The sequence below is a fragment of the Bacillus sp. C-3-6 genome, from assembly GCF_054509685.1.
This window is the reverse complement of the sequence record NZ_CM137247.1, coordinates 2681418-2700249: the sequence shown is the minus strand read 5'-3', so window position 1 is coordinate 2700249 and position 18832 is coordinate 2681418. Positions and strand designations below refer to the sequence as shown.

Below are 18832 nucleotides of genomic sequence, written 5' to 3'. Positions count from 1 at the left end.
TTGTATATGTGTAGAATTGGCACGTCAATTGCATAAAAGAAAGTGAGAGGTTTAGGGAAAGGAGGAGTATATTGTGAGGCACTGCGACGTTTTAATTATAGGTGGTGGAATAATAGGGTGTTCTATCGCTTATTACACTTCAAAATACGGAAGAGACGTAACAATCATTGAAAAAGGAGAATTTGTCAGCGGGACGTCTTCACGGTGTGATGGGAATATTTTGGCCATTGATAAAGACCCAGGATTTGATAGTCAAATGTCTTTAGTAAGTCAAAAATTAGTAACTGATTTAAGTGAAAAATTAGAGCATTCATTTGAATATAGGGCACCAGGAAGTATTCTCGTATGTGAGTCAGACGAAGAGATGGAAGCTGCGCAGCAATGGGTAGATCGGCAAAAAGAAGCTGGATTACCGTTTCGAATGCTTGATAGGCAAGATATAAGAGAAGAGTCGCCTTTTTTTGCTGATGACTTATTAGGCGGTTTAGAATGTGCGACGGATTCAACTGTGAATCCATATCTCCTTGCTTTCTCGCTTCTGTCAGAGGCACAAAAGTTTGGCGCAAAAGCCTTTAAGCAGACCGAAGTAAAGAGTATGAAAATAGAGACGAATGGTTCATTTGTTGTAGAAACTACGAATGGTACTTTTACAGCAAAACAAGTTGTAAATGCAGCCGGTGTGTGGGCTCATAAGATTGGTCAGATGTTAAATGTAAATATACCAATTGAACCGAGAAAAGGGCATATTATAGTAGCATCAAGGCAGCAACATGTAGGATGCCGTAAAGTAATGGAATTCGGTTATTTAATTTCTAAATTTGGCGGAAAAAGAAAAGTAGATGCTTTAACTGAAAAATACGGGGTTGCGCTCGTATTTGAGCCTACTGAAAGTCAAAATTTCTTAATTGGAAGTAGTCGTGAATTTGTAGGGTTTCATACGAGAATAAATAATGAAGTCATTAAATGTATCGCAAATAGAGCGATTCGCTTTTATCCGAAAATGGCAGATATGATGGTAATTCGTTCTTACGCTGGTTTACGTCCGTGGACAGAAGATCATTTGCCGATTATTTCACGAGTGGAACATATTCCGAATTATTTCATTGCCGCTGGACATGAAGGGGATGGGATTAGTCTTGCAGCAGTTACTGGGAAAGTAATTGAAGAGTTATTAAATGAAAAAGAGACAATTATTCCTATTGAACCACTTCGTTTGAGTCGTTTTACAGAAAGGGTGTTAAACGGATGAGGTCACAAAGAGTCTTTACGACTATTGATACACATACGGGCGGGAATCCAACGAGGACATTAATTAGCGGACTTCCAAAGTTGATTGGAGAGACGATGGCAGAGAAGATGTTACATATGAAAAAGGAATATGATTGGATTCGAAAATTGTTAATGAATGAACCACGTGGTCATGATGTAATGTCAGGGGCATTATTAACAGACCCATGTCATCCTGAGGCTGATATAGGTGTTATATACATAGAGACAGGTGGATACTTACCGATGTGCGGTCACGATACAATCGGTGTATGTACAGCGTTAGTTGAATCAGGTTTAATTCCAGTAGTTGAACCGATTACTTCTTTAAAACTAGATACCCCGGCTGGCTTAGTGGAAGTAGATATTGCTGTTCAAGATGGAAAAGCAAAAGAGGTATCTTTCTGTAACATACCAGCTTTTTTATTGAAAAATATTACTGTACAAGTCAAAGACATAGGAACTGTAGAGGCTGATATTGCGTATGGAGGGAATTTTTATGCCATTATTGATGCGAAGTCAGTAGGCCTAGAATTAGTACCAGAAAATGCATCTACAATCATTGATAAGGCGATTCATATAAGAAACACAATTAATGAGAAGTTTGAAATCATTCATCCAGAGTATTCGTTTATTAGAGGATTAACACATGTTGAATTTTATACAGATGCTACTCATGAATGTGCGCATGTGAAAAATACAGTTGTTGTACCACCAGGCGGAATAGATCGATCCCCATGCGGTACAGGAACATCTGCGAAGCTAGCTGTATTATACGCTCAGAAAGAAATCAAAATTGGTGAAGAGTTCATTCATGAGAGTATCGTTGGTTCTTTATTTAAAGGATATGTCGTGAACACGACACATGTTGAAAATATTGAAGCTGTCATAACGAAAATTACGGGATCAGCTTGGCTTATGGGTATGCATAAATTTTTTTACAATGAAATGGATCCACTCAAAGAAGGATTTTTGCTAATTCCGCCGATGGAACATGAAACGGAGGATATAAAATGAACATTCAAAAAATGTATACAGCAGTAGACGTACATGTAAATGGCGAGGCATTTCGTGTAATGAAAGACGTACCATGCAAATACTACTACAGTTTGGAGCAATTAAATGAACAATTTTCAGGTGAATTAGCAGAAGAGATGAAGCTTTTATTAAATGAACCACGTGGTTTTATCGGTTTGAATGGGTGTATTGTCGTTCCATCTATCCATAATGAAGTAGATGCAGCTGTATTATTTTTTAATCATGAAGGTTCGATTCCGCTTCATTATGGGGGCATTGTTGCGGTAATAACGATGTTACTCGAAAGTGGGTATTTAAAAAAGAGAGAGTCCAATCAATATAAAATTGAAACGTTATCTGGAATATTTTTAGTTCATGCGTATGTAGAGAATGATGAAGTTATATCTGTTTCGTTTGAAAGCAAACTATGCTATATGATTGAGGAAAATTTAAAGAGTGGTAATATCACTTACTCTCTCATACAGGCAGATAAAGTATATGCAGTAGTAGAAAAGGATACGTATTCACCAGAAATTCGTGTTGAAAACATTTCAGAATTGAAAAGATGGGGAGAAGCTACACTGCAGGCTATACAAAAACAGTCGCTAATAAAAAGGCTTATTTTAGTAGATCCTTCGCAAAAAGAAAAGAACCATATAAAGTCGATTACATTTCATGAAGATAACTTTATCGTACGTTCGCCAGGTTTTGTTTCTACTATCGTTTCCTATGTTCATGCATTATTTAAAAATGATTATATGGCGGATAAACCTTTTAAAAATGAAAGTATATTTAATAGTTTTATAACTGTGGAAAAAGTGAAGAAGGAGGAACTAGGATACATTTTCCGTTTTGAAAGTAGAGGATTTATTACAGGGATGCAGACGTTTCTATTAGACCCTACGGATCCGTTTCCGGCAGGATTCTTATTAAAATAAAATGTGATAGGGAGAGATAAATATGCAAAAAATTAAAGGGGCATTTCCAGTATTAATAACACCGATGGATGAATTTCAGGAAATTAATTGGGATGGGGTAAAACAAAATGTAAATTACTTTATCGAACAAAAGGTTGCAGGTATTATCATTAATGGAAGTACAGGAGAGTTTGTAAGTTTATCAAAAGAAGAACGATTTAAAATGGTAGAAACTGTGTTGAAAGAAATTGATGGCCGTATTCCAGTCATTGTTGGAACTGCAGCAGAGACCACAAAAGAAACAATTGAATATACGAAACATGCAGAAGCGCACGGAGCGGATTGTGCATTAATTATAAACTCTTACTATTGTAAACCGAAGGAAGAGGAGATTTATTTTCATTTTAAAGAAATCTCAAACTCTGTAAATATACCAATTATGCTATACAATAACCCATTTACTTCTGGTGTCGATATGAGTACAGAGCTAATGCTCCGTATTGGAAAAGAGTGTGAAAATGTTACACATATTAAAGAATCTAGCGGAGATATTCGAAAAGCGAGAGATTTAGTAAGACAAAGTGAAGGGGCTTTCCAAGTCTTCTGTGGTTCTGAAGATTTAGTTATGGAATCATATTTAGTTGGTGCTTCGGGATGGGTTTCAGTAGCAGGAAATATCGTTCCCGGTCTCGTTACAAAAATGTATGAGCATTTTCAAAATGGTGAATTAGAAAAGGCGTGGGAAATAAACGATGCTATTTTACCACTTTGCGAGTTTCTTGAAGGATCAGGGAAATATGTTCAAATCGTTAAACGTTCCATGGAATTACATGGGCAAGCGGGAGGACCTTCTCGCTATCCAAGACTAGGATTAACTGTTGACGAAGATCAAAAGCTTCAAACGATTTTATCAAATATTGCAGCTCATGCAGCTGTTTAAATAAGGAGGAGAACATAATGTTAAAGACAAATATTGAGCTGAAACCAAAAGTGGAAGCGTTTTTAAATGAAGAAATTAAAATGTTTATTAATGGCGAATTTGTTTCTGCTATAGGCGGAAAGACGTTTGAAACATACAATCCAGCAACAGAAGATGTTCTAGCAGTTGTATGTGAAGCGCAAGAAGAGGATATTGATGCTGCAGTAAAAGCAGCAAGATCTGCATTTAAATCTGGTCCGTGGGCAGAAATGACTACTGCTGAAAGAGCGCATCTTATTTATAAGTTAGCAGATTTAATTGAAGAACATAGAGAAGAATTAGCGCAACTAGAAGCTTTAGATAATGGAAAGCCATATCAAGTAGCACTTGATGATGATATTTCAGCGACTGTAGAAAATTATCGTTATTACGCAGGATGGGCTACAAAAATTATTGGGCAAACAATCCCAATTTCAAAAGATTACTTAAATTACACGAGACATGAACCTGTAGGTGTTGTAGGTCAGATTATTCCGTGGAACTTTCCGCTCGTTATGTCTTCTTGGAAAATGGGAGCTGCACTGGCGACAGGTTGTACGATCGTATTAAAACCAGCAGAGCAAACACCTTTATCCTTACTATATACAGCAAAACTCTTTAAAGAGGCTGGATTTCCAAACGGTGTTGTAAACTTTGTACCAGGCTTTGGTCCTGAAGCAGGAGCAGCAATTGTAAATCATCATGACATTGATAAAGTTGCTTTTACAGGATCTACTGTTACAGGAAAGTATATTATGCGTCAGTCTGCAGAAATGATTAAGCATGTAACGTTAGAGCTTGGCGGCAAATCACCAAATATCATTTTAGAAGATGCGGACTTGGAAGAAGCAATTAATGGTGCATTCCAAGGTATTATGTATAATCACGGTCAAAATTGTAGCGCAGGATCACGTGTATTTGTTCATCGTAAACATTATGAAACTGTAGTAGATGCACTTGTGAAAATGGCGAACAACGTAAAACTTGGAGCAGGTATGGAGAAAGGAACGGAAATGGGTCCACTCGTATCTAAGAAACAACAAGAGCGTGTGTTAAATTATATTGAGCAAGGGAAGAAAGAAGGTGCTACAGTTGCGGCTGGTGGCGAACGTGCGCTTGAAAAAGGTTATTTCGTTAAACCAACTGTATTCACAGATGTTACAGACGATATGACAATCGTTAAGGAAGAAATATTTGGACCAGTTGTTGTTGTACTTCCATTTGATTCGACAGAAGAAGTAATTGAACGAGCAAACAACTCATCCTATGGCCTTGCTGCGGGTGTATGGACGCAAAATATCAAAACGGGTCATCAAGTGGCAAATAAATTAAAAGCAGGAACAGTGTGGATTAATGATTATAACTTAGAAAATGCAGCTGCACCATTTGGTGGATACAAACAATCTGGTATTGGCCGCGAATTAGGTTCATATGCGCTTGATAATTATACAGAAGTGAAAAGTGTTTGGGTAAATATAAAGTAATAGGGTGTTTTACTGACAAAAATTGAGGGATGAAATAATGAAAGATGCGGACAACTAGAAAGTTTGATAATAGTTGTCCGTTTTCTTATATATAAAATTGCTTTTCCAAAGAATGATAAGGGGGATTTGGATGGAGAATTTAGTAGAATGGTTAGTAGGGCAAGTGTGGAGTATCGGTTTAGTTGTTTTTGCATTAGGGGCAGGCGTATATTTCACGATTGCAACACGCTTTTTGCAAATTCGTTATTTTAAAGAGATGATTAAACTATTATTTGAAGGAAAGAGTTCCGAGACGGGAATATCATCTTTTCAGGCATTTTGTTTAGCCTTATCAGGAAGAGTTGGAATTGGTAATATCGCAGGGGTAGCGACAGCGATCGCTTTCGGCGGGCCTGGAGCGGTATTTTGGATGTGGGTAATGGCTTTGTTAGGGGCAGCGAGTGCGTTTGTTGAATCAACATTATCTCAAGTATACAAAAGTAAAGTAGGGAATGAATATCGCGGCGGTACTCCATATTTCATTGAGAAAGGTTTAAAAATGAAATGGTTTGCAGTCATTGTAGCGGTAGTTGTAACACTTTCATATGGCATGTTATTACCAGGTATTCAATCTAGTAGTATCGCAGTTGGATTCGAAAACTCTAATGGTATTAACAAATATATAACTGGTATATTTTTAGTCGTGTTACTAGCAGCAATTATTTTTGGTGGTGTAAAGAGAATTGCTGGCGTTTCTCAAATGCTTGTTCCATTTATGGCAATTGGTTATGTAATTGTTACATGTATCATATTAATTGCGAATGTAACGGAGATTCCAAGTATGTTTGCTTTAATTTTCTCTAGCGCATTTGGTGTAAATGAAATGTTTGGTGGAATTGTTGGTGCAGCTATTGCATGGGGTGTAAAACGCGCTGTATTTTCAAACGTTGCTGGTGTCGGAGAAGCGACGTATAGTTCGGCTGCTGCTGAAGTATCGCATCCTGCAAAACAAGGATTAGTTCAAGCGTTTTCCGTATATATCGATACAATTGTCGTATGTACAGCGACAGCTCTTATGATATTAATTACAGGTATGTATAATGTTATACCTGAAGGGAAAAGCGCTATTGTAAAAAACATAGGAAATGTGGAAGCAGGTCCAATTTATACGCAACAAGCAGTTGAAACTGTGATGACAGGGTTTGGTCCAATATTTATTTCAATTGCAATTTTCTTTTTTGCATTTACAACGTTACTCGCTTATTACTATATTGCTGAAACGACACTTACTTATTTAGATCGTCAATTGAAGTATGGCTGGTTAAAACCAGTTTTAAAATTTGGATTTTTAATTATGGTTTACATCGGTAGTGTTGAATCAGCGTCGCTTTTATGGAATCTCGGAGATTTAGGAATCGGTAGTATGGCATGGTTAAACTTAATCGCGATTCTATTATTAAGTAAAATCGCATTAAAAGTGTTAAAAGACTATGAAACGCAGAAAAAAGAAGGGAAAGATCCAGTATTTAATCCTAAAAATGTGGGGATTGAAGGATTAACATTTTGGGAAGAAAGAAGTAAAGAGGTTGAAAGAAAAAGTTCTAGAGGAAAAGTTATTGTAGATGATAATTTAAAATTATAACGTAAATTAACTGAAAATTCTTAATTTAAAAGAAGGTATATTGCCTCCATTTCATCGCATACTACAATAGGTATGGATAATATGACTGGAGGGAATAAGATGGAACATGAGCAACATAGTTCGATAAATGATATTCTACATCATTATAAAGAAGGTATAGGTAGTTTTACAAATCAAATTCCTGAAATCGCTGAGACATATAATGCGTTCACGCAAGCTTGTTTTCAAGAGGGTGCTTTAACCAAAAGAGAAAAACAACTTATTGCATTAGGAATTAGTTTAGCAACGCAAGATGAGTATTGTACAATTTATCATACAAAAGGTTGTCTTGATCAAGGATGTTCGGATAAAGAGATTCTGGAAGCATGTGGTGTTTCAGCAGCATTTGCTGGCGGAGCTGCGATGAGTCAAGCGGTAACTTTAGTGCAAGAGTGTTTAACAGAACTGAAAAATCAAAAGCATTGAATAAAAAACGTTTTAAACTTTATGTTTAAAACGTTTTTTATGTGAAATTAAATTTGAGTATAAAAATTATCTAGGATGGGTTCAAATTATGGTTATACAATAATGGGAGAATTTTAAATTTAGTAGGAATGAGAAATAACAACTATTTATTTAATTTTAAGGTTTTGTAAAAAGCTTCAATTGCTTCATATAATCAATGGCTTTTGTTTTATTTTTCTGTTTAGAAACATAATGTGCCTCATTAAAATCTCTATAGTAACTGTTAACTACTTCTTCAGAAAGAGCACCGTCAGAGATAGCTCTTTTAACCGCGCAGTTTGGTTCATTTGTATGTGAACAGTTAGAAAATTTACATCTCATAGAAATCTCTTTTATATCTTCATATCCAAAATCAAAATTCATCTCAAGGTTTATCAAGTCAAATCCTATTTTACTAATAAGAAATCCCTCCACTTTTGAAAGAGTCTTTTAGAAACATACATACAATTTTTATCGTTTTCAATTTGTATTTAATTTAATATTCTATATCTTCATAAATAGATTTTCCTACATCAGGAAGAACTGTGTATATACTCTTACCGATTAAAGCTTCTAATTCTTTCTTAATCGCATAAAACCCTTTCCAATGTAAAGATGTATGAGATGTTGTACCATGGCGCAAACCAACGGAAATTAATCTTCTTTCCAGCGTAGTAAAGCCATCTGCGTCAGCAAGAGCGTCACAAAGAGTAATTACTTTATTATATAAGTCGTAGTTACTATGTTCATTCAATATTGCAACTAACCGGCTTTTCATATGGTCAGGAACTAGACTCCATTCCGCTGCGATATCTATATGTTCATTTTTACAGGGAAATGAGTGTGTCACACAAATAACAGCGTTTCCTGTATATCCTAAATCATTCATATACATATAACCATCATAGGAATGAATGACCGATTTGGTAAAACCTTTGTATCTTCCGATATCATGCAAAAGGGCAGCGTTATATGCTATGTCAGCATCTAGCTTGTACCCTTTTTTTATAAGTTCTATAATTATGTTTTCAGTTGCATGAGCAACATGTAGTGAATGTTCAAACCAAGGGCCCGGGTTTTGTTCATATGCCCATTCGAGTAATTCTTTTGCGTAAGTTCTATCTAATATATATTTCATATCGTTATCCTTTCAAAAAAAATCATATCTTAATATAAATTCATCTTATTATTTCATTATTCCTTCTTTAAAAATTGTTACAATGAAACAAAAGGGGGAAAAGTAATGCGAAATTTAGTAATTGAAGAAATTAAGAAACTAGAAAATGATATGGAAGAACTTTCGACACTTTTGAAAATGGTTGTAAATGATGGGGCATCAATTGGTTTCTTGCCTCCACTGGAACAAAAAGACGCAACAAAGTATTGGCAAACAGTATTAGCGCCAGAAGTGATATTGTATGTGGCTAAAATAAACAACGAAGTAGCAGGGAGTATTCAATTACAATTAGTTACAAAGCCTAACGGAATTCATAGAGCCGAGATTTGTAAATTAATGACTCATCCAAACTTTAGACGTAACGGTATTGGACGATCGCTTATGCAAAAAGCAGAGGAACGAGCAAAGCAAGAAAACAGGTCTCTTTTAGTATTAGATACTAGAGAAGGAGATCCTTCCAATAAATTGTACAAATCACTAGACTACCAAGAAGTTGGAACAATACCAGGGTATGCAATTTCTCCGAATGGAAAGTTAGATGCTACGGTTCTTTATTATAAATGCATATAAATTGTGATTAAAAGGTTATCATACTGAATAATAAGAAACTATTTTAACACCGTCTATATTTTTTTGGCGGTGTTAAATAAATTTATTGATATAATCCATTTAACGCACTAAATGAATTTGAGAAAGTTTTTAGAGGGTTCTTTTAGTAATGATTCTCGTCTTATAATAAATGTAGAGAAGATGACTAGGCAACTATAGTTATTTTCGCTTTATTATTGGAAGGGGATGAAAGAATGAAAAAGAATAGTTTACAAAAGATGAAGAAAGTTATTTTAAGTGGTGGCGTATTACTTACGGGATTATTAACATTTGGATTTTCAGAAAAGGCTTCAGCTCATGGATATGTAGAATCACCAGCGAGCCGATCTTATTTATGTAAGCAAGGGGTAAATGTAAATTGTGGACCGATTCAATATGAACCACAAAGTGTAGAAGGGATAGGTGGATTTCCGCAACTAGGACCTTCTGATGGACAAATTGCAGGGGCTGGTCATTTTCCTGCGTTAGATGTTCAAACTGTAGATAGGTGGAAGAAAGTTACGTTAAATGGCGGAACGAATACATTCAAGTGGAAACTTACGGCTCCTCATAGTACAAAAGAGTGGAAATATTATATTACGAAAAAAGGTTGGAATCCAAATAAACCTTTAACGCGATCAGATTTAGATTTAGTGCCATTCTATGTGAAAAATGACGGTGGAGCTAGACCAGGGACAACAGTAACGCACGAAGCAAATGTACCAACTGACCGTAGTGGATACCATCTTATTTTAGCTGTTTGGGAAATTGCAGACACTGGAAATGCGTTTTATCAAGTTATAGATGTAAACCTTGTGAATAATGGCTTAGCTTCAAATTTCGCTTTTAACAACGTAGTGCAAACTCCTACACTATTTTAATTGAAACATATATTTCGATCATCTAATTCATTTTAGATGATTTTTTTTATGAAAATGATGAAAAATATAGAAGAAAGTGCAATTATTTATAAAAAAATATGCTTTAAATATTGTCATATTTGCTTCTTTAAGATATCCTTTTCATGAAGAGGTGGAAAACATGGAAAAAGTACTAGTTTTCGGGCATAAAAACCCAGATACAGATGCAATTTGTTCTGCAATTGCTTATGCAGAATTGAAAAAAGAATTAGGAATGAATGCTGAGCCTGTACGTTTAGGCGAAATCAGCGGTGAAACTCAATTTGCGTTAGACTATTTTAAAGTAGAAGGACCGCGTTTTGTTGAGACAGTAGCAAGCGAAGTGGACAACGTTATTTTAGTTGACCATAACGAGCGTCAACAAAGTGCTAACGATATCGAATCAGTTCGTGTGTTAGAAGTTATTGACCATCACCGTATTGCTAACTTTGAAACAAGCGATCCTATATACTATCGTTGTGAGCCAGTTGGATGTACAGCTACAATCTTAAACAAAATGTACAAAGAAAATGGCGTTACAATTCGTAAAGAAGTTGCAGGTTTAATGTTATCTGCAATTATTTCAGATTCTTTACTATTCAAATCTCCAACTTGCACAGAACAAGACGTAGCAGCTGCTCGTGAATTAGCGGAAATCGCTGGTGTAGATGCTGATAGCTACGGCTTAGAAATGTTAAAAGCTGGTGCTGACTTAAGCGGAAAAACAATGGAGCAATTAATCTCTCTTGACGCTAAAGAATTCCAAATGGGTAATGCGAAAGTTGAAATCGCACAAGTAAACGCTGTTGATACAAACGACGTTCTTGTACACCAAGCGGAACTTGAAAAAGTAATCTCTGCAGTAGTAGAAGAGAAAGGTTTAGACCTATTCTTATTCGTTGTAACTGATATCTTAACTAACGATTCTGTCGGTCTTGCGATCGGTAAAGCAGCAAACGTTGTTGAGAAAGCATACAACGTATCACTAGAAAACAACACAGCTACTTTAAAAGGTGTTGTATCTCGTAAAAAACAAATCGTACCAGTATTAACAGAAGCATTCCAAGCTTAATATTATTGAGTATGATTTAACAAAAAGGACAAGTAGTCGGATTGGCTGCTTGTCCTTTTTCTTTCTCTAAAAAACAGAAAATTTTAATTTTAAAATAGGAGGCTTGTGTATGCTTAATGATTTGGAAAGTAAATTACAGTCACTTTTAGAGCGAAATATTAATTCTGTTTTAGAATTAGAAAATTGGCTTTTAGAGGAACTACGTGTAAACGCTGAAATAGAAGAGGAGATTACAAGTAGTTTAATCGCCACGTATAGAGATACAAATGACAGAAATAAACGTAATTTACATATGTATAATCAAAATACAATTCAACCACTATTAAAAAGATACAATGCAAAATTTGACCAGAAATTTAGAGAGTGTCAGTTTTCCGATTTATTAGATGAGCAAAAATATGGATTTATGAAAAAATTAAGATTGGCAAAAAGTAAAATGTTTAATGAAAAAAACATTGCACTTTCTATTAAAGAGCAAGAACTTATTACGAAGTATAGAGAAGTAATGTCTAACATAACAATTAATTGGGAGGGGGAGCAAAAGACGTATGCATACGTTAAAGCAAAGCTAGATAACCCCAATAGAGTTATTCGTGAAAAAGCTTGGTACGCTTTATGTAAAGCAAGAAGTGCAGTGAAAATGGAAATAGATTGTATTATGAATGAGCTCGTACAATTACGGAATGAGCTCGCTTTAAATGCAGGGTTTCATAATTATAGTGAATATGCTTTTAAACAAAAAAATAGAGATTACAGTATTGAAGATTGCTATAAGCTCCATGAATCTATAGAAAAGTATGTTGTACCAATTTGGAAACAGTTAGGAAGTATTTCTAAAAAGAATCTCGGTGTAAAAACGTATCGCCCTTGGGATCTTTCTCCATGTCATTTACCAAAAGTCCCATTCCAAAATGCTATTGATTTATTGGATGGAGTGGAAGAAATGTTTCGGACGACAGATTTATATTTTTATGAGAAATTTATTTATATAGGGAAAGCGGAATTGATTGACGTAGAAGAACGTAGAAATAAAGCACCAGGAGCTGCTTGTTTTACATTGCCTCATAGTAAAGAGGTTTTTGTGTATTCTAATTTTAGTCCATCTTTTTATGCAATTAATGCACTCATACATGAATTGGGGCATGCATTTCATTTTTATAAACAATTTAACAATGATAGTAGCATGCAGGAAAGATATCTGCGCGAAGAAGTGGCTGAGCTTTATTCACTCAGTCTTGAGTTATTAGTAATGGATAAGTTGAATGTTTTTTATAAGCAAGAGGATGAATATAAAGAAGTGCAGCGCGTACAATTATATCGTGCTCTGTCTTTATTAATGTCGTCAATTGCAGGAGATATATTCCAGCATTGGCTTTATGCAAATCCAAACCATACACCAGAAGAGCGTGATAAGAAATATGCCGAACTATGCAAAAGGTATCAATATTCATCAGTCGACATTGCAGGATTAGAAGGTGAAATCGGTGCAAGCTGGATAGAGTCATTTCACTATGTTCAGTTTCCTTTTTATAAAATTGAATACGCAATTGCACAAATAGGAGCGATGCAACTGTTTCAAATATATCGAGAGGACCCAGAAAAAGCGATTGCTTTCTTTAAAGAGGGAGCGAGTGCAGATTGGAATTTATCTATACAGGAAATATATATAAATACAGGTGTTGCGTTTGACTTTTCGGAAGAAAGGATACAAAGTACTGCAAGGGCTATTTTAGATTTGATTAACGAATTAAAATAAGGATAGCGTTAGCTATCCTTACAATTGTTTATTCGTAAGATTTTTTCTTGTTTATATAAAATGTGATTATCGCAGTAATGAAGAAAATAGGTATCGCATACACTTGCCCAACAAATAACTTCCAGCCGACATAATTGTAGCCTTCAGATGCTGGGATGATAACGGAAATAACGCAAACGATAAAATAGACTAATAGTGCAGGGATAATATTTTTCATTTTTATGAACCTCCTTTTTAATTTTTATTAATACATCATAATATTACAATTTATTTTTATTATTTTGAAGAAAAAAGAAAAATTTTTATGGTATTATAATATTTGCATTGAGAGTGATCCATAGTACTTATATGGTAAAATGTGTAATTAAAACTTTCAGAATTATTATATAGTATTTCGAGAGAAAAATGTACAAAATAATGGATTTTATTTATTGAAGTAAAGGGAGTAGAAATATATATGAAAAGGCTATGTATAATTCCATGTGGAAAAAAGAAAATTTGGGATAAGCATTCAAACTACGGACCGATGGAAGCAAAAGATGTATATATTAGTCCGTTCGGAAAAGCATGTCAGGCGTACGCATCCATGTTTTTCGAAAACTGGGTTATATTATCAGCGAAACATGGATTTTTAAGGCCAAATGATATTGTATTAAAAAACTATGATCTTGCATTTGATTCAAAAAACGATGAGGTAATAAGTATAGAGAAATTACAAAAACAGATGGTAGATAAAAGTTTACTACAGTTTGACGAAATCGTCTTACTAGCAGGGAAGAAGCATAAAAAAGTAGTGACAAAGTTATATCCAGAAGAAATGATTACATATCCGCTAGAGGGGTGTAAAGGAATTGGGTATATGTTGCAGAGGTTAAAAGAGGCAGTGAAGGAGGAGGCGGAAATATAGGTATAGTTTCGGTCACCATGATCTTAAACTTTATTTAGAGAACTAAAAGTAAAATAGAGTTTTTAAGCATCGCCAAAAAGGTGATGCTTTTTTGTTCGTGTTACCATTCAAGTTAATACAATTTAGAGAATAAAAAATCCGATTTGTGAAATGTGAGATAAGACTTATTTTTATATAATCTTCTAACTCTACTTATGATATGGAGAAAATAGACTAATATACAAGCCTTTGTATACTTTCAAACATAGAATATGATGAATTCTATTTAGGAGGAAGTATATTCATGAGGAATACTTGTCATTGTGGGCATTCCCGAAATTGTAATAAATTTTGGGATGATTTAATGTTTGGGAGATGTAGATGCAAATGCAGAGATTTTCACGAATGTTGTTGCAAAGAGAAACCGAAATGTGAGTGTGAAAAATGTCATTGTAAAACAAAACCGAAATGCCATTGTAGGGATGAAGAGGAAGGGGATTAATAATAAAAAAGAGTACGATACTGAACTGCACCCCAATTGTTAGACACAGTCTAACAATTGGAGGTGCAGTTTTTCTATGGCTAAATTTACAGCTGATGAAAAAATACAAATCGTTCTACGTTATTTGAACGGAAATGAAAGTTATCGAGAAATGGGTAGATCGCTCGGTATAAGTGACACAATCATTTTGAATTGGGTAAACCAATATAAACAGAATGGTCTGGAAGCTTTTCTAAAACGATGTACAAATTACACACAACAATTTAAACTAGACGTACTAAACTTTATGATTGAAAACGGTATGTCCTTATTTGAGACGGCAGCTATCTTTAATATTCCTGCCCCTTCAACGATTTCTGTTTGGAAAAAACAGCTCGAAACACAAGGAATTGATGCCCTTCAATCTAAGAAAAAGGGGCGTCCATCCATGAAAAAAGATTCAAATAAACAATTAAAACAACCTTTAGCTGAAGGGTCAGTCGAAGCACTTGAAGCACGCATTAAACAGCTTGAGATGGAAAATGAGTACTTAAAAAAGTTAAATGCCTTAGTTCAAAACAAGGAAAAATCACAAAACAAGACAAAGCGCAAGTAGTCTATGAATTAAGGCATAAATATTCGGTCAAGGCACTCGTGGAGCTAGCTACTATTCCTCGAAGCACGTATTATGATTTAGTAAAGAAAATGAATCGTCCAGATGTAGATGCCGATTTGAAAGCTGAGATTAAAGCGATTTATGAGGAAAATGAAGGTCGTTATGGTTACCGTCGCATTCGTGATGAATTAACGAATCGTGGCCAGAAAGTGAACCACAAGAAGGTTCAGCGCATTATGAAAGAGCTTGGGTTAAAGTGTGTTGTGCGTATGAAGAAATATAAATCCTATAAAGGAAAAGTCGGTAGAATTGCACCTAATATTTTAGAGCGTAATTTTCATACAGATGCACCGAATCAAAAGTGGGTAACAGACATCACAGAGTTTAAATTGTTTGGAGAAAAACTGTATGTATCACCTGTATTAGATTTGTATAATGGTGAAATTATTACCTATACAATTGGTTCTAGACCGACGTATTCGCTTGTTTCAGGCATGTTAGAGAAAGCATTGGAACGTTTACCTGAAACCCACCAGCTACTGATGCATTCGGATCAAGGATGGCATTATCAAATGAGACAGTACGTCCGGACACTTGAATCAAGAGCTATCGTCCAGAGTATGTCTCGAAAAGGCAACTGTTACGACAACGCAGTAATAGAAAATTTCTTTGGGATTATGAAGTCGGAGTTCCTCTACATAAAAGAATTTGAAAATGTAGAGCACTTTAAAATAGAATTAGAAAAATATATAGATTATTATAATACGAAACGGATTAAGGCAAAATTAAAAATGAGCCCAGTACAATACCGGACTCACTTTTATCAAGCTGCCTAATGAAATAACCGTGTCTAACTTTTAGGGGTCACTTCATACGTACTCTTTTTTTTGGGGGGGAATTATAATCCATCTTGAACAGATTTCTTTACAATTACCCATGTGTCTTTCTTTTTAACCGTTATAGCTACATTAGTTCCATTAGATTCCTTATAAAAGATATATCCATTGTTTGAGTTTACATATGTTACTGGTTCGCCTATGCAATCTCGCGAGCAGGATTTGTTGACCAATTCAATTAGGGATAGTTCGCTTGGATCGGTTTTGCTTGCTTCTATAACAGCATCAAGGCTTGTTTTTCGATAACCTTGCAAGTTTATATGAAAAAGCTGCTCTATTTCTCCTGTAATGCTAGTGTTCATTACTTCTACTGAATTCTTTTTTTCTTGAAGAAAGCCGTTTTCATAAAGTAATTTTGTATAGCCAATCCATGCTATTAACACTAGCATGAAAAACATACCCGTCAGTTTAAGTATTCGAAGTCGTTTGCTTATAATTGTTTCTGAGTATTTCATTTAGTCTAATCCTCCAATGTTTTTAATTTAAAATATGCTTGGATACATACTTTTAGAAGAGGATGAAAGTTAATGAGTTTTCAATAAAAAAGAAAACATCTAGAGTTAGATGCTTTCTTTTTTTTGTATTTTTCGCTATCTGTTCGTTACTTGTTTCATAAGTGGTCTTATTTCTTTAACTGGTGGTTTCTTATCATAGGCATCAACGTAAGAAAAGTAGTAGTTTAAGTTTCTTAGAAGACCTTTTCCTATTTTTGCACTTAAGAAAGGAAATACTTGTCCGGTATAATCATCGAGAGATTTACAGTAATATTTTTCATCTAAATATATACTGTATTTACATGTTAGTTCTACTAAAGGATTCCCTTCATCATCAAATACTTCTTTAGAATCAATAATATCTATTAGTGCAAATTTTTCATTTAAGTAAACTTTCTTTTTTTTCTCGTGTTTATTTGTAAGTATAAAAACGAGACCAATCGCGTTAATCAAACTATTTCCTCCTATAAAAAACGGATATTAATAAAATATATCGATATAAGCTAAATGTAAAGAGGAGAGGTGAAATATCATGGAGAGAAAACTAAATAAGCCGATTTATGTTTGGAAATCGACTTATTTTTATCAAGTATTACTTAGTAGTAATACCTACTCTGATTAAAGTTTTACTTTATTGAAATACTTGCGGGAATTGTTTTACGATTGCGTTTGTTATCATATCGGCCATTTCTAATGCTTCTTTTTCAATTTTATCGTAAAGTTTTACTCCTGCTTCATAATCTTTATTTAGGAAGGCAAGTGCTTCTGCTTTCGTTAGTGCTAAATGTTCATAAAACATTTTTCTAAATTCTTCTTTATCTATATATGGGTTGATACTGTTAAGAAATTCAATAATTTCATCACCATTAGCGTACCATTTTTTCTCTATAGCGGCCGCTGCATTTTGATTACCAGCTTTTGCGGCTTTAACAAGATCCGCTGCAATTACTAAGTGATCTTTAATTAATGCACTATATTTTTTCACTGCATCCTCACCGTAAAATGGTTCAAGTGATAAACCCATATGTGTTGCGTTTTGTAGAAGCCGTCCAACAGTAACGTTAACATCTGGTAAATTATATACAATACTTATAATAGCCAATCTCGTCCAAGCGACGTGTTGTTCCCATAAAGAACGCATATACCCTTTTAAAAAATTCTCGTTTTTACTAATTCGGTAGTTACGTACGGATAAATCATAGTTTACATAAGGGTTATGGTAGGGGGAGTAATACGATTGCAAATAAGAATACATAAATAGTAACACTCCTTTGAACATGTATAACTCAAAGTATGATAAATATTTATTTTTAGTTACGTGTCCTAGATTATTTTTAGGGAATTTGAAATGGAGAAATTCAACGAATGATGTTGTGGTATATATGAATAAAGTGAATATAAAGTAAAAGAGGGTCTGCAAGGGAAGTTGCAGACCCTCAAAAGGGTATTGCCGAGATGTCGGACTCGACTACGTAATGTTATCATAAAATTCTTTTGAAAAAACCTGGTAAATGTGTCCAAATGAAATTGGTACCGTCATAAAGTCAAAGGGACCTGCTTCCCGCGGCAGGCCCCATTAACTAGATAATGTCGATGAGCAAAAACTCATCTGGAGTACTTTTATAGTAACAAGTAAAATGTGTTTTGTGTATTGAGAAAGAAGAATTGCATAATTATATGTGAACAATTTAAATCCCAACGATTTATGATTATCATTAATTGTTGGGATTTAAATATAGTTATAAAATGGAGAAAAGACTTGGAAGTGGGATTGAAGTGCACATTAGTATGTAATCATGAAAAAGACCTGCTAATATGAGCAGGTCAACTTAAGGGGTTTATCCAACAGATTATTATATATGGTAACAACTGAATTGTAGTAAGTCTATACATTTAATATTGAGAAAACTTCTGTGAATGATACATTTTTTGCGCATATATTAACGTCTAAAAAATTGAGAAAGAAAATGTAAAAGCTTTTTATAAGAGAATAATGGCTGATACTTATAGTATGATTCATATTTCCACGCATCATTATTAGAGAATTGGAATTGTGTTGTTTTCTTTTTTGCCGTGATGGAACTCATATTACGATGTTTCATATAGTAACCTCCTGAATTTATATGTATACAATTAGTAGTATTCAAGAAAGGGAAATAAAATGAACATCTAAATTGAAACTCTTTCTTCATGTGTACTGGATTTACGTTATAAATGTTGT

Annotated in this window: 21 protein-coding genes; 14 read left to right on the top strand and 7 right to left on the bottom strand. The window is 34.5% G+C overall.

Features of this window, described 5'->3' with window-relative positions:
• Positions 1–73 precede the first annotated feature (73 nt).
• The 7 genes from ACW0JX_RS13895 (at position 74) to ACW0JX_RS13865 (ending at position 7728) form a co-directional block, all read left to right on the top strand.
• Positions 74–1249 carry an NAD(P)/FAD-dependent oxidoreductase gene (locus ACW0JX_RS13895; RefSeq protein WP_459244846.1) on the top strand — a complete coding sequence of 392 codons (1176 nt, stop codon included), beginning with the start codon at positions 74–76 and terminating at the stop codon, positions 1247–1249.
• Positions 1246–2283: a proline racemase family protein gene (locus ACW0JX_RS13890; RefSeq protein WP_069355759.1), complete on the top strand. Its 1038-nt coding sequence runs from the start codon at positions 1246–1248 to the stop codon at positions 2281–2283. Before ACW0JX_RS13895 ends, ACW0JX_RS13890 begins: the two co-directional genes overlap by 4 nt.
• A complete protein-coding gene (locus tag ACW0JX_RS13885; protein ID WP_053564220.1) occupies positions 2280–3221 on the top strand; it encodes a proline racemase family protein in 942 nt (313 codons plus the stop codon). The genes ACW0JX_RS13890 and ACW0JX_RS13885 overlap by 4 nt, the downstream gene beginning before the upstream one ends.
• Positions 3222–3243: 22 nt before the next feature.
• Positions 3244–4140: a 4-hydroxy-tetrahydrodipicolinate synthase gene (gene dapA / locus ACW0JX_RS13880; RefSeq protein WP_001169449.1), complete on the top strand. Its 897-nt coding sequence runs from the start codon at positions 3244–3246 to the stop codon at positions 4138–4140.
• 17 nt (positions 4141–4157) lie between these two features.
• Positions 4158–5642 (top strand): aldehyde dehydrogenase family protein, encoded by a 1485-nt coding sequence (locus ACW0JX_RS13875; RefSeq protein ID WP_000920979.1) that lies wholly within the window; start codon positions 4158–4160, stop codon positions 5640–5642.
• A gap of 130 nt (positions 5643–5772) precedes the next feature.
• Positions 5773–7263 (top strand): alanine/glycine:cation symporter family protein, encoded by a 1491-nt coding sequence (locus ACW0JX_RS13870; protein ID WP_088023681.1) that lies wholly within the window; start codon positions 5773–5775, stop codon positions 7261–7263.
• Between the two features lie 72 nt (positions 7264–7335).
• Positions 7336–7728 carry a carboxymuconolactone decarboxylase family protein gene (locus ACW0JX_RS13865; RefSeq protein WP_001999958.1) on the top strand — a complete coding sequence of 131 codons (393 nt, stop codon included), beginning with the start codon at positions 7336–7338 and terminating at the stop codon, positions 7726–7728.
• Between the two features lie 156 nt (positions 7729–7884).
• On the opposite strand, the gene ACW0JX_RS13860 is transcribed toward ACW0JX_RS13865, so the two are convergent.
• Both ACW0JX_RS13860 and ACW0JX_RS13855 read right to left on the bottom strand, forming a co-directional pair.
• Positions 7885–8181 carry a P-loop NTPase family protein gene (locus ACW0JX_RS13860; protein WP_080120270.1) on the bottom strand — a complete coding sequence of 99 codons (297 nt, stop codon included), beginning with the start codon at positions 8179–8181 and terminating at the stop codon, positions 7885–7887.
• 61 nt (positions 8182–8242) lie between these two features.
• Positions 8243–8884, bottom strand: a complete 642-nt coding sequence (locus ACW0JX_RS13855; protein WP_459244845.1) for an HD domain-containing protein — start codon at positions 8882–8884, stop codon at positions 8243–8245.
• A 105-nt stretch (positions 8885–8989) separates the two neighbouring features.
• Here ACW0JX_RS13855 and ACW0JX_RS13850 point away from each other — a divergent pair, with 105 nt between their 5' ends.
• The 4 genes from ACW0JX_RS13850 to ACW0JX_RS13835 all read left to right on the top strand — a co-directional run bounded on the left by ACW0JX_RS13850 (position 8990) and on the right by ACW0JX_RS13835 (position 13238).
• On the top strand, positions 8990–9493 hold the full coding sequence (locus tag ACW0JX_RS13850; RefSeq protein WP_340783612.1) for a GNAT family N-acetyltransferase: 504 nt from the start codon (positions 8990–8992) through the stop codon (positions 9491–9493).
• Between the two features lie 233 nt (positions 9494–9726).
• On the top strand, positions 9727–10392 hold the full coding sequence (locus tag ACW0JX_RS13845) for a lytic polysaccharide monooxygenase (protein WP_016081274.1): 666 nt from the start codon (positions 9727–9729) through the stop codon (positions 10390–10392).
• Positions 10393–10552: 160 nt separating this feature from the next.
• The gene (gene ppaC, locus ACW0JX_RS13840) at positions 10553–11482 is read left to right on the top strand and encodes a manganese-dependent inorganic pyrophosphatase (RefSeq protein ID WP_000416871.1); all 930 of its coding nucleotides are present in this window, start codon (positions 10553–10555) and stop codon (positions 11480–11482) included.
• 109 nt (positions 11483–11591) lie between these two features.
• Complete coding sequence (locus tag ACW0JX_RS13835; protein ID WP_440605309.1) at positions 11592–13238, top strand: M3 family oligoendopeptidase; 1647 nt, start codon at positions 11592–11594, stop codon at positions 13236–13238.
• A gap of 28 nt (positions 13239–13266) precedes the next feature.
• Here ACW0JX_RS13835 and ACW0JX_RS13830 read toward each other — a convergent pair whose 3' ends face one another.
• Positions 13267–13455, bottom strand: a complete 189-nt coding sequence (locus ACW0JX_RS13830; RefSeq protein WP_000789485.1) for a DUF4017 family protein — start codon at positions 13453–13455, stop codon at positions 13267–13269.
• A 240-nt stretch (positions 13456–13695) separates the two neighbouring features.
• On the opposite strand from ACW0JX_RS13830, the gene ACW0JX_RS13825 reads away from it, so the two are divergent.
• From ACW0JX_RS13825 to ACW0JX_RS13815, 3 genes are all read left to right on the top strand, one after another.
• Positions 13696–14145, top strand: a complete 450-nt coding sequence (locus tag ACW0JX_RS13825) for a DUF6884 domain-containing protein (RefSeq protein WP_144465264.1) — start codon at positions 13696–13698, stop codon at positions 14143–14145.
• Positions 14146–14492: 347 nt separating this feature from the next.
• The gene (locus ACW0JX_RS13820; RefSeq protein WP_459244844.1) at positions 14493–14669 is read left to right on the top strand and encodes a hypothetical protein; all 177 of its coding nucleotides are present in this window, start codon (positions 14493–14495) and stop codon (positions 14667–14669) included.
• A 33-nt stretch (positions 14670–14702) separates the two neighbouring features.
• Positions 14703–16057, top strand: a protein-coding gene (locus ACW0JX_RS13815) for an IS3 family transposase (protein WP_098257060.1) whose coding sequence is annotated in 2 segments (ribosomal slippage) — positions 14703–15156 and positions 15156–16057 — 1356 coding nt in all. Because the reading frame shifts where the segments join, the coding sequence is not laid out codon by codon here.
• Positions 16058–16119: 62 nt separating this feature from the next.
• On the opposite strand, the gene ACW0JX_RS13810 is transcribed toward ACW0JX_RS13815, so the two are convergent.
• The 4 genes from ACW0JX_RS13810 to ACW0JX_RS13795 all read right to left on the bottom strand — a co-directional run bounded on the left by ACW0JX_RS13810 (position 16120) and on the right by ACW0JX_RS13795 (position 18713).
• Positions 16120–16572 (bottom strand): hypothetical protein, encoded by a 453-nt coding sequence (locus ACW0JX_RS13810; protein ID WP_000877567.1) that lies wholly within the window; start codon positions 16570–16572, stop codon positions 16120–16122.
• A gap of 135 nt (positions 16573–16707) precedes the next feature.
• The gene (locus tag ACW0JX_RS13805) at positions 16708–17064 is read right to left on the bottom strand and encodes a hypothetical protein (protein WP_000606231.1); all 357 of its coding nucleotides are present in this window, start codon (positions 17062–17064) and stop codon (positions 16708–16710) included.
• A gap of 178 nt (positions 17065–17242) precedes the next feature.
• A complete protein-coding gene (locus tag ACW0JX_RS13800) occupies positions 17243–17866 on the bottom strand; it encodes an acetylglutamate kinase (RefSeq protein WP_440605308.1) in 624 nt (207 codons plus the stop codon).
• 685 nt (positions 17867–18551) lie between these two features.
• Positions 18552–18713, bottom strand: coding sequence for a hypothetical protein (locus ACW0JX_RS13795; RefSeq protein ID WP_016081284.1), 162 nt, complete (start codon positions 18711–18713; stop codon positions 18552–18554).
• Positions 18714–18832 lie beyond the last annotated feature (119 nt).

Excerpts from the sequence above, each read along its gene's own strand:
- ACW0JX_RS13890 (WP_069355759.1), top strand. The coding sequence starts at position 1,246 with ATGAGGTCACAAAGAGTCTTTACGACTATTGATACACATACGGGCGGG.
- ACW0JX_RS13885 (WP_053564220.1), top strand. The coding sequence starts at position 2,280 with ATGAACATTCAAAAAATGTATACAGCAGTAGACGTACATGTAAATGGC.
- dapA (WP_001169449.1), top strand. The coding sequence starts at position 3,244 with ATGCAAAAAATTAAAGGGGCATTTCCAGTATTAATAACACCGATGGAT.
- ACW0JX_RS13875 (WP_000920979.1), top strand. The coding sequence starts at position 4,158 with ATGTTAAAGACAAATATTGAGCTGAAACCAAAAGTGGAAGCGTTTTTA.
- ACW0JX_RS13870 (WP_088023681.1), top strand. The coding sequence starts at position 5,773 with ATGGAGAATTTAGTAGAATGGTTAGTAGGGCAAGTGTGGAGTATCGGT.
- ACW0JX_RS13865 (WP_001999958.1), top strand. The coding sequence starts at position 7,336 with ATGGATAATATGACTGGAGGGAATAAGATGGAACATGAGCAACATAGT.
- ACW0JX_RS13855 (WP_459244845.1), bottom strand. The coding sequence starts at position 8,884 with ATGAAATATATATTAGATAGAACTTACGCAAAAGAATTACTCGAATGG.
- ACW0JX_RS13850 (WP_340783612.1), top strand. The coding sequence starts at position 8,990 with ATGCGAAATTTAGTAATTGAAGAAATTAAGAAACTAGAAAATGATATG.
- ACW0JX_RS13845 (WP_016081274.1), top strand. The coding sequence starts at position 9,727 with ATGAAAAAGAATAGTTTACAAAAGATGAAGAAAGTTATTTTAAGTGGT.
- ppaC (WP_000416871.1), top strand. The coding sequence starts at position 10,553 with ATGGAAAAAGTACTAGTTTTCGGGCATAAAAACCCAGATACAGATGCA.
- ACW0JX_RS13835 (WP_440605309.1), top strand. The coding sequence starts at position 11,592 with ATGCTTAATGATTTGGAAAGTAAATTACAGTCACTTTTAGAGCGAAAT.
- ACW0JX_RS13830 (WP_000789485.1), bottom strand. The coding sequence starts at position 13,455 with ATGAAAAATATTATCCCTGCACTATTAGTCTATTTTATCGTTTGCGTT.
- ACW0JX_RS13825 (WP_144465264.1), top strand. The coding sequence starts at position 13,696 with ATGAAAAGGCTATGTATAATTCCATGTGGAAAAAAGAAAATTTGGGAT.
- ACW0JX_RS13810 (WP_000877567.1), bottom strand. The coding sequence starts at position 16,572 with ATGAAATACTCAGAAACAATTATAAGCAAACGACTTCGAATACTTAAA.
- ACW0JX_RS13800 (WP_440605308.1), bottom strand. The coding sequence starts at position 17,866 with ATGTATTCTTATTTGCAATCGTATTACTCCCCCTACCATAACCCTTAT.
- ACW0JX_RS13795 (WP_016081284.1), bottom strand. The coding sequence starts at position 18,713 with ATGAAACATCGTAATATGAGTTCCATCACGGCAAAAAAGAAAACAACA.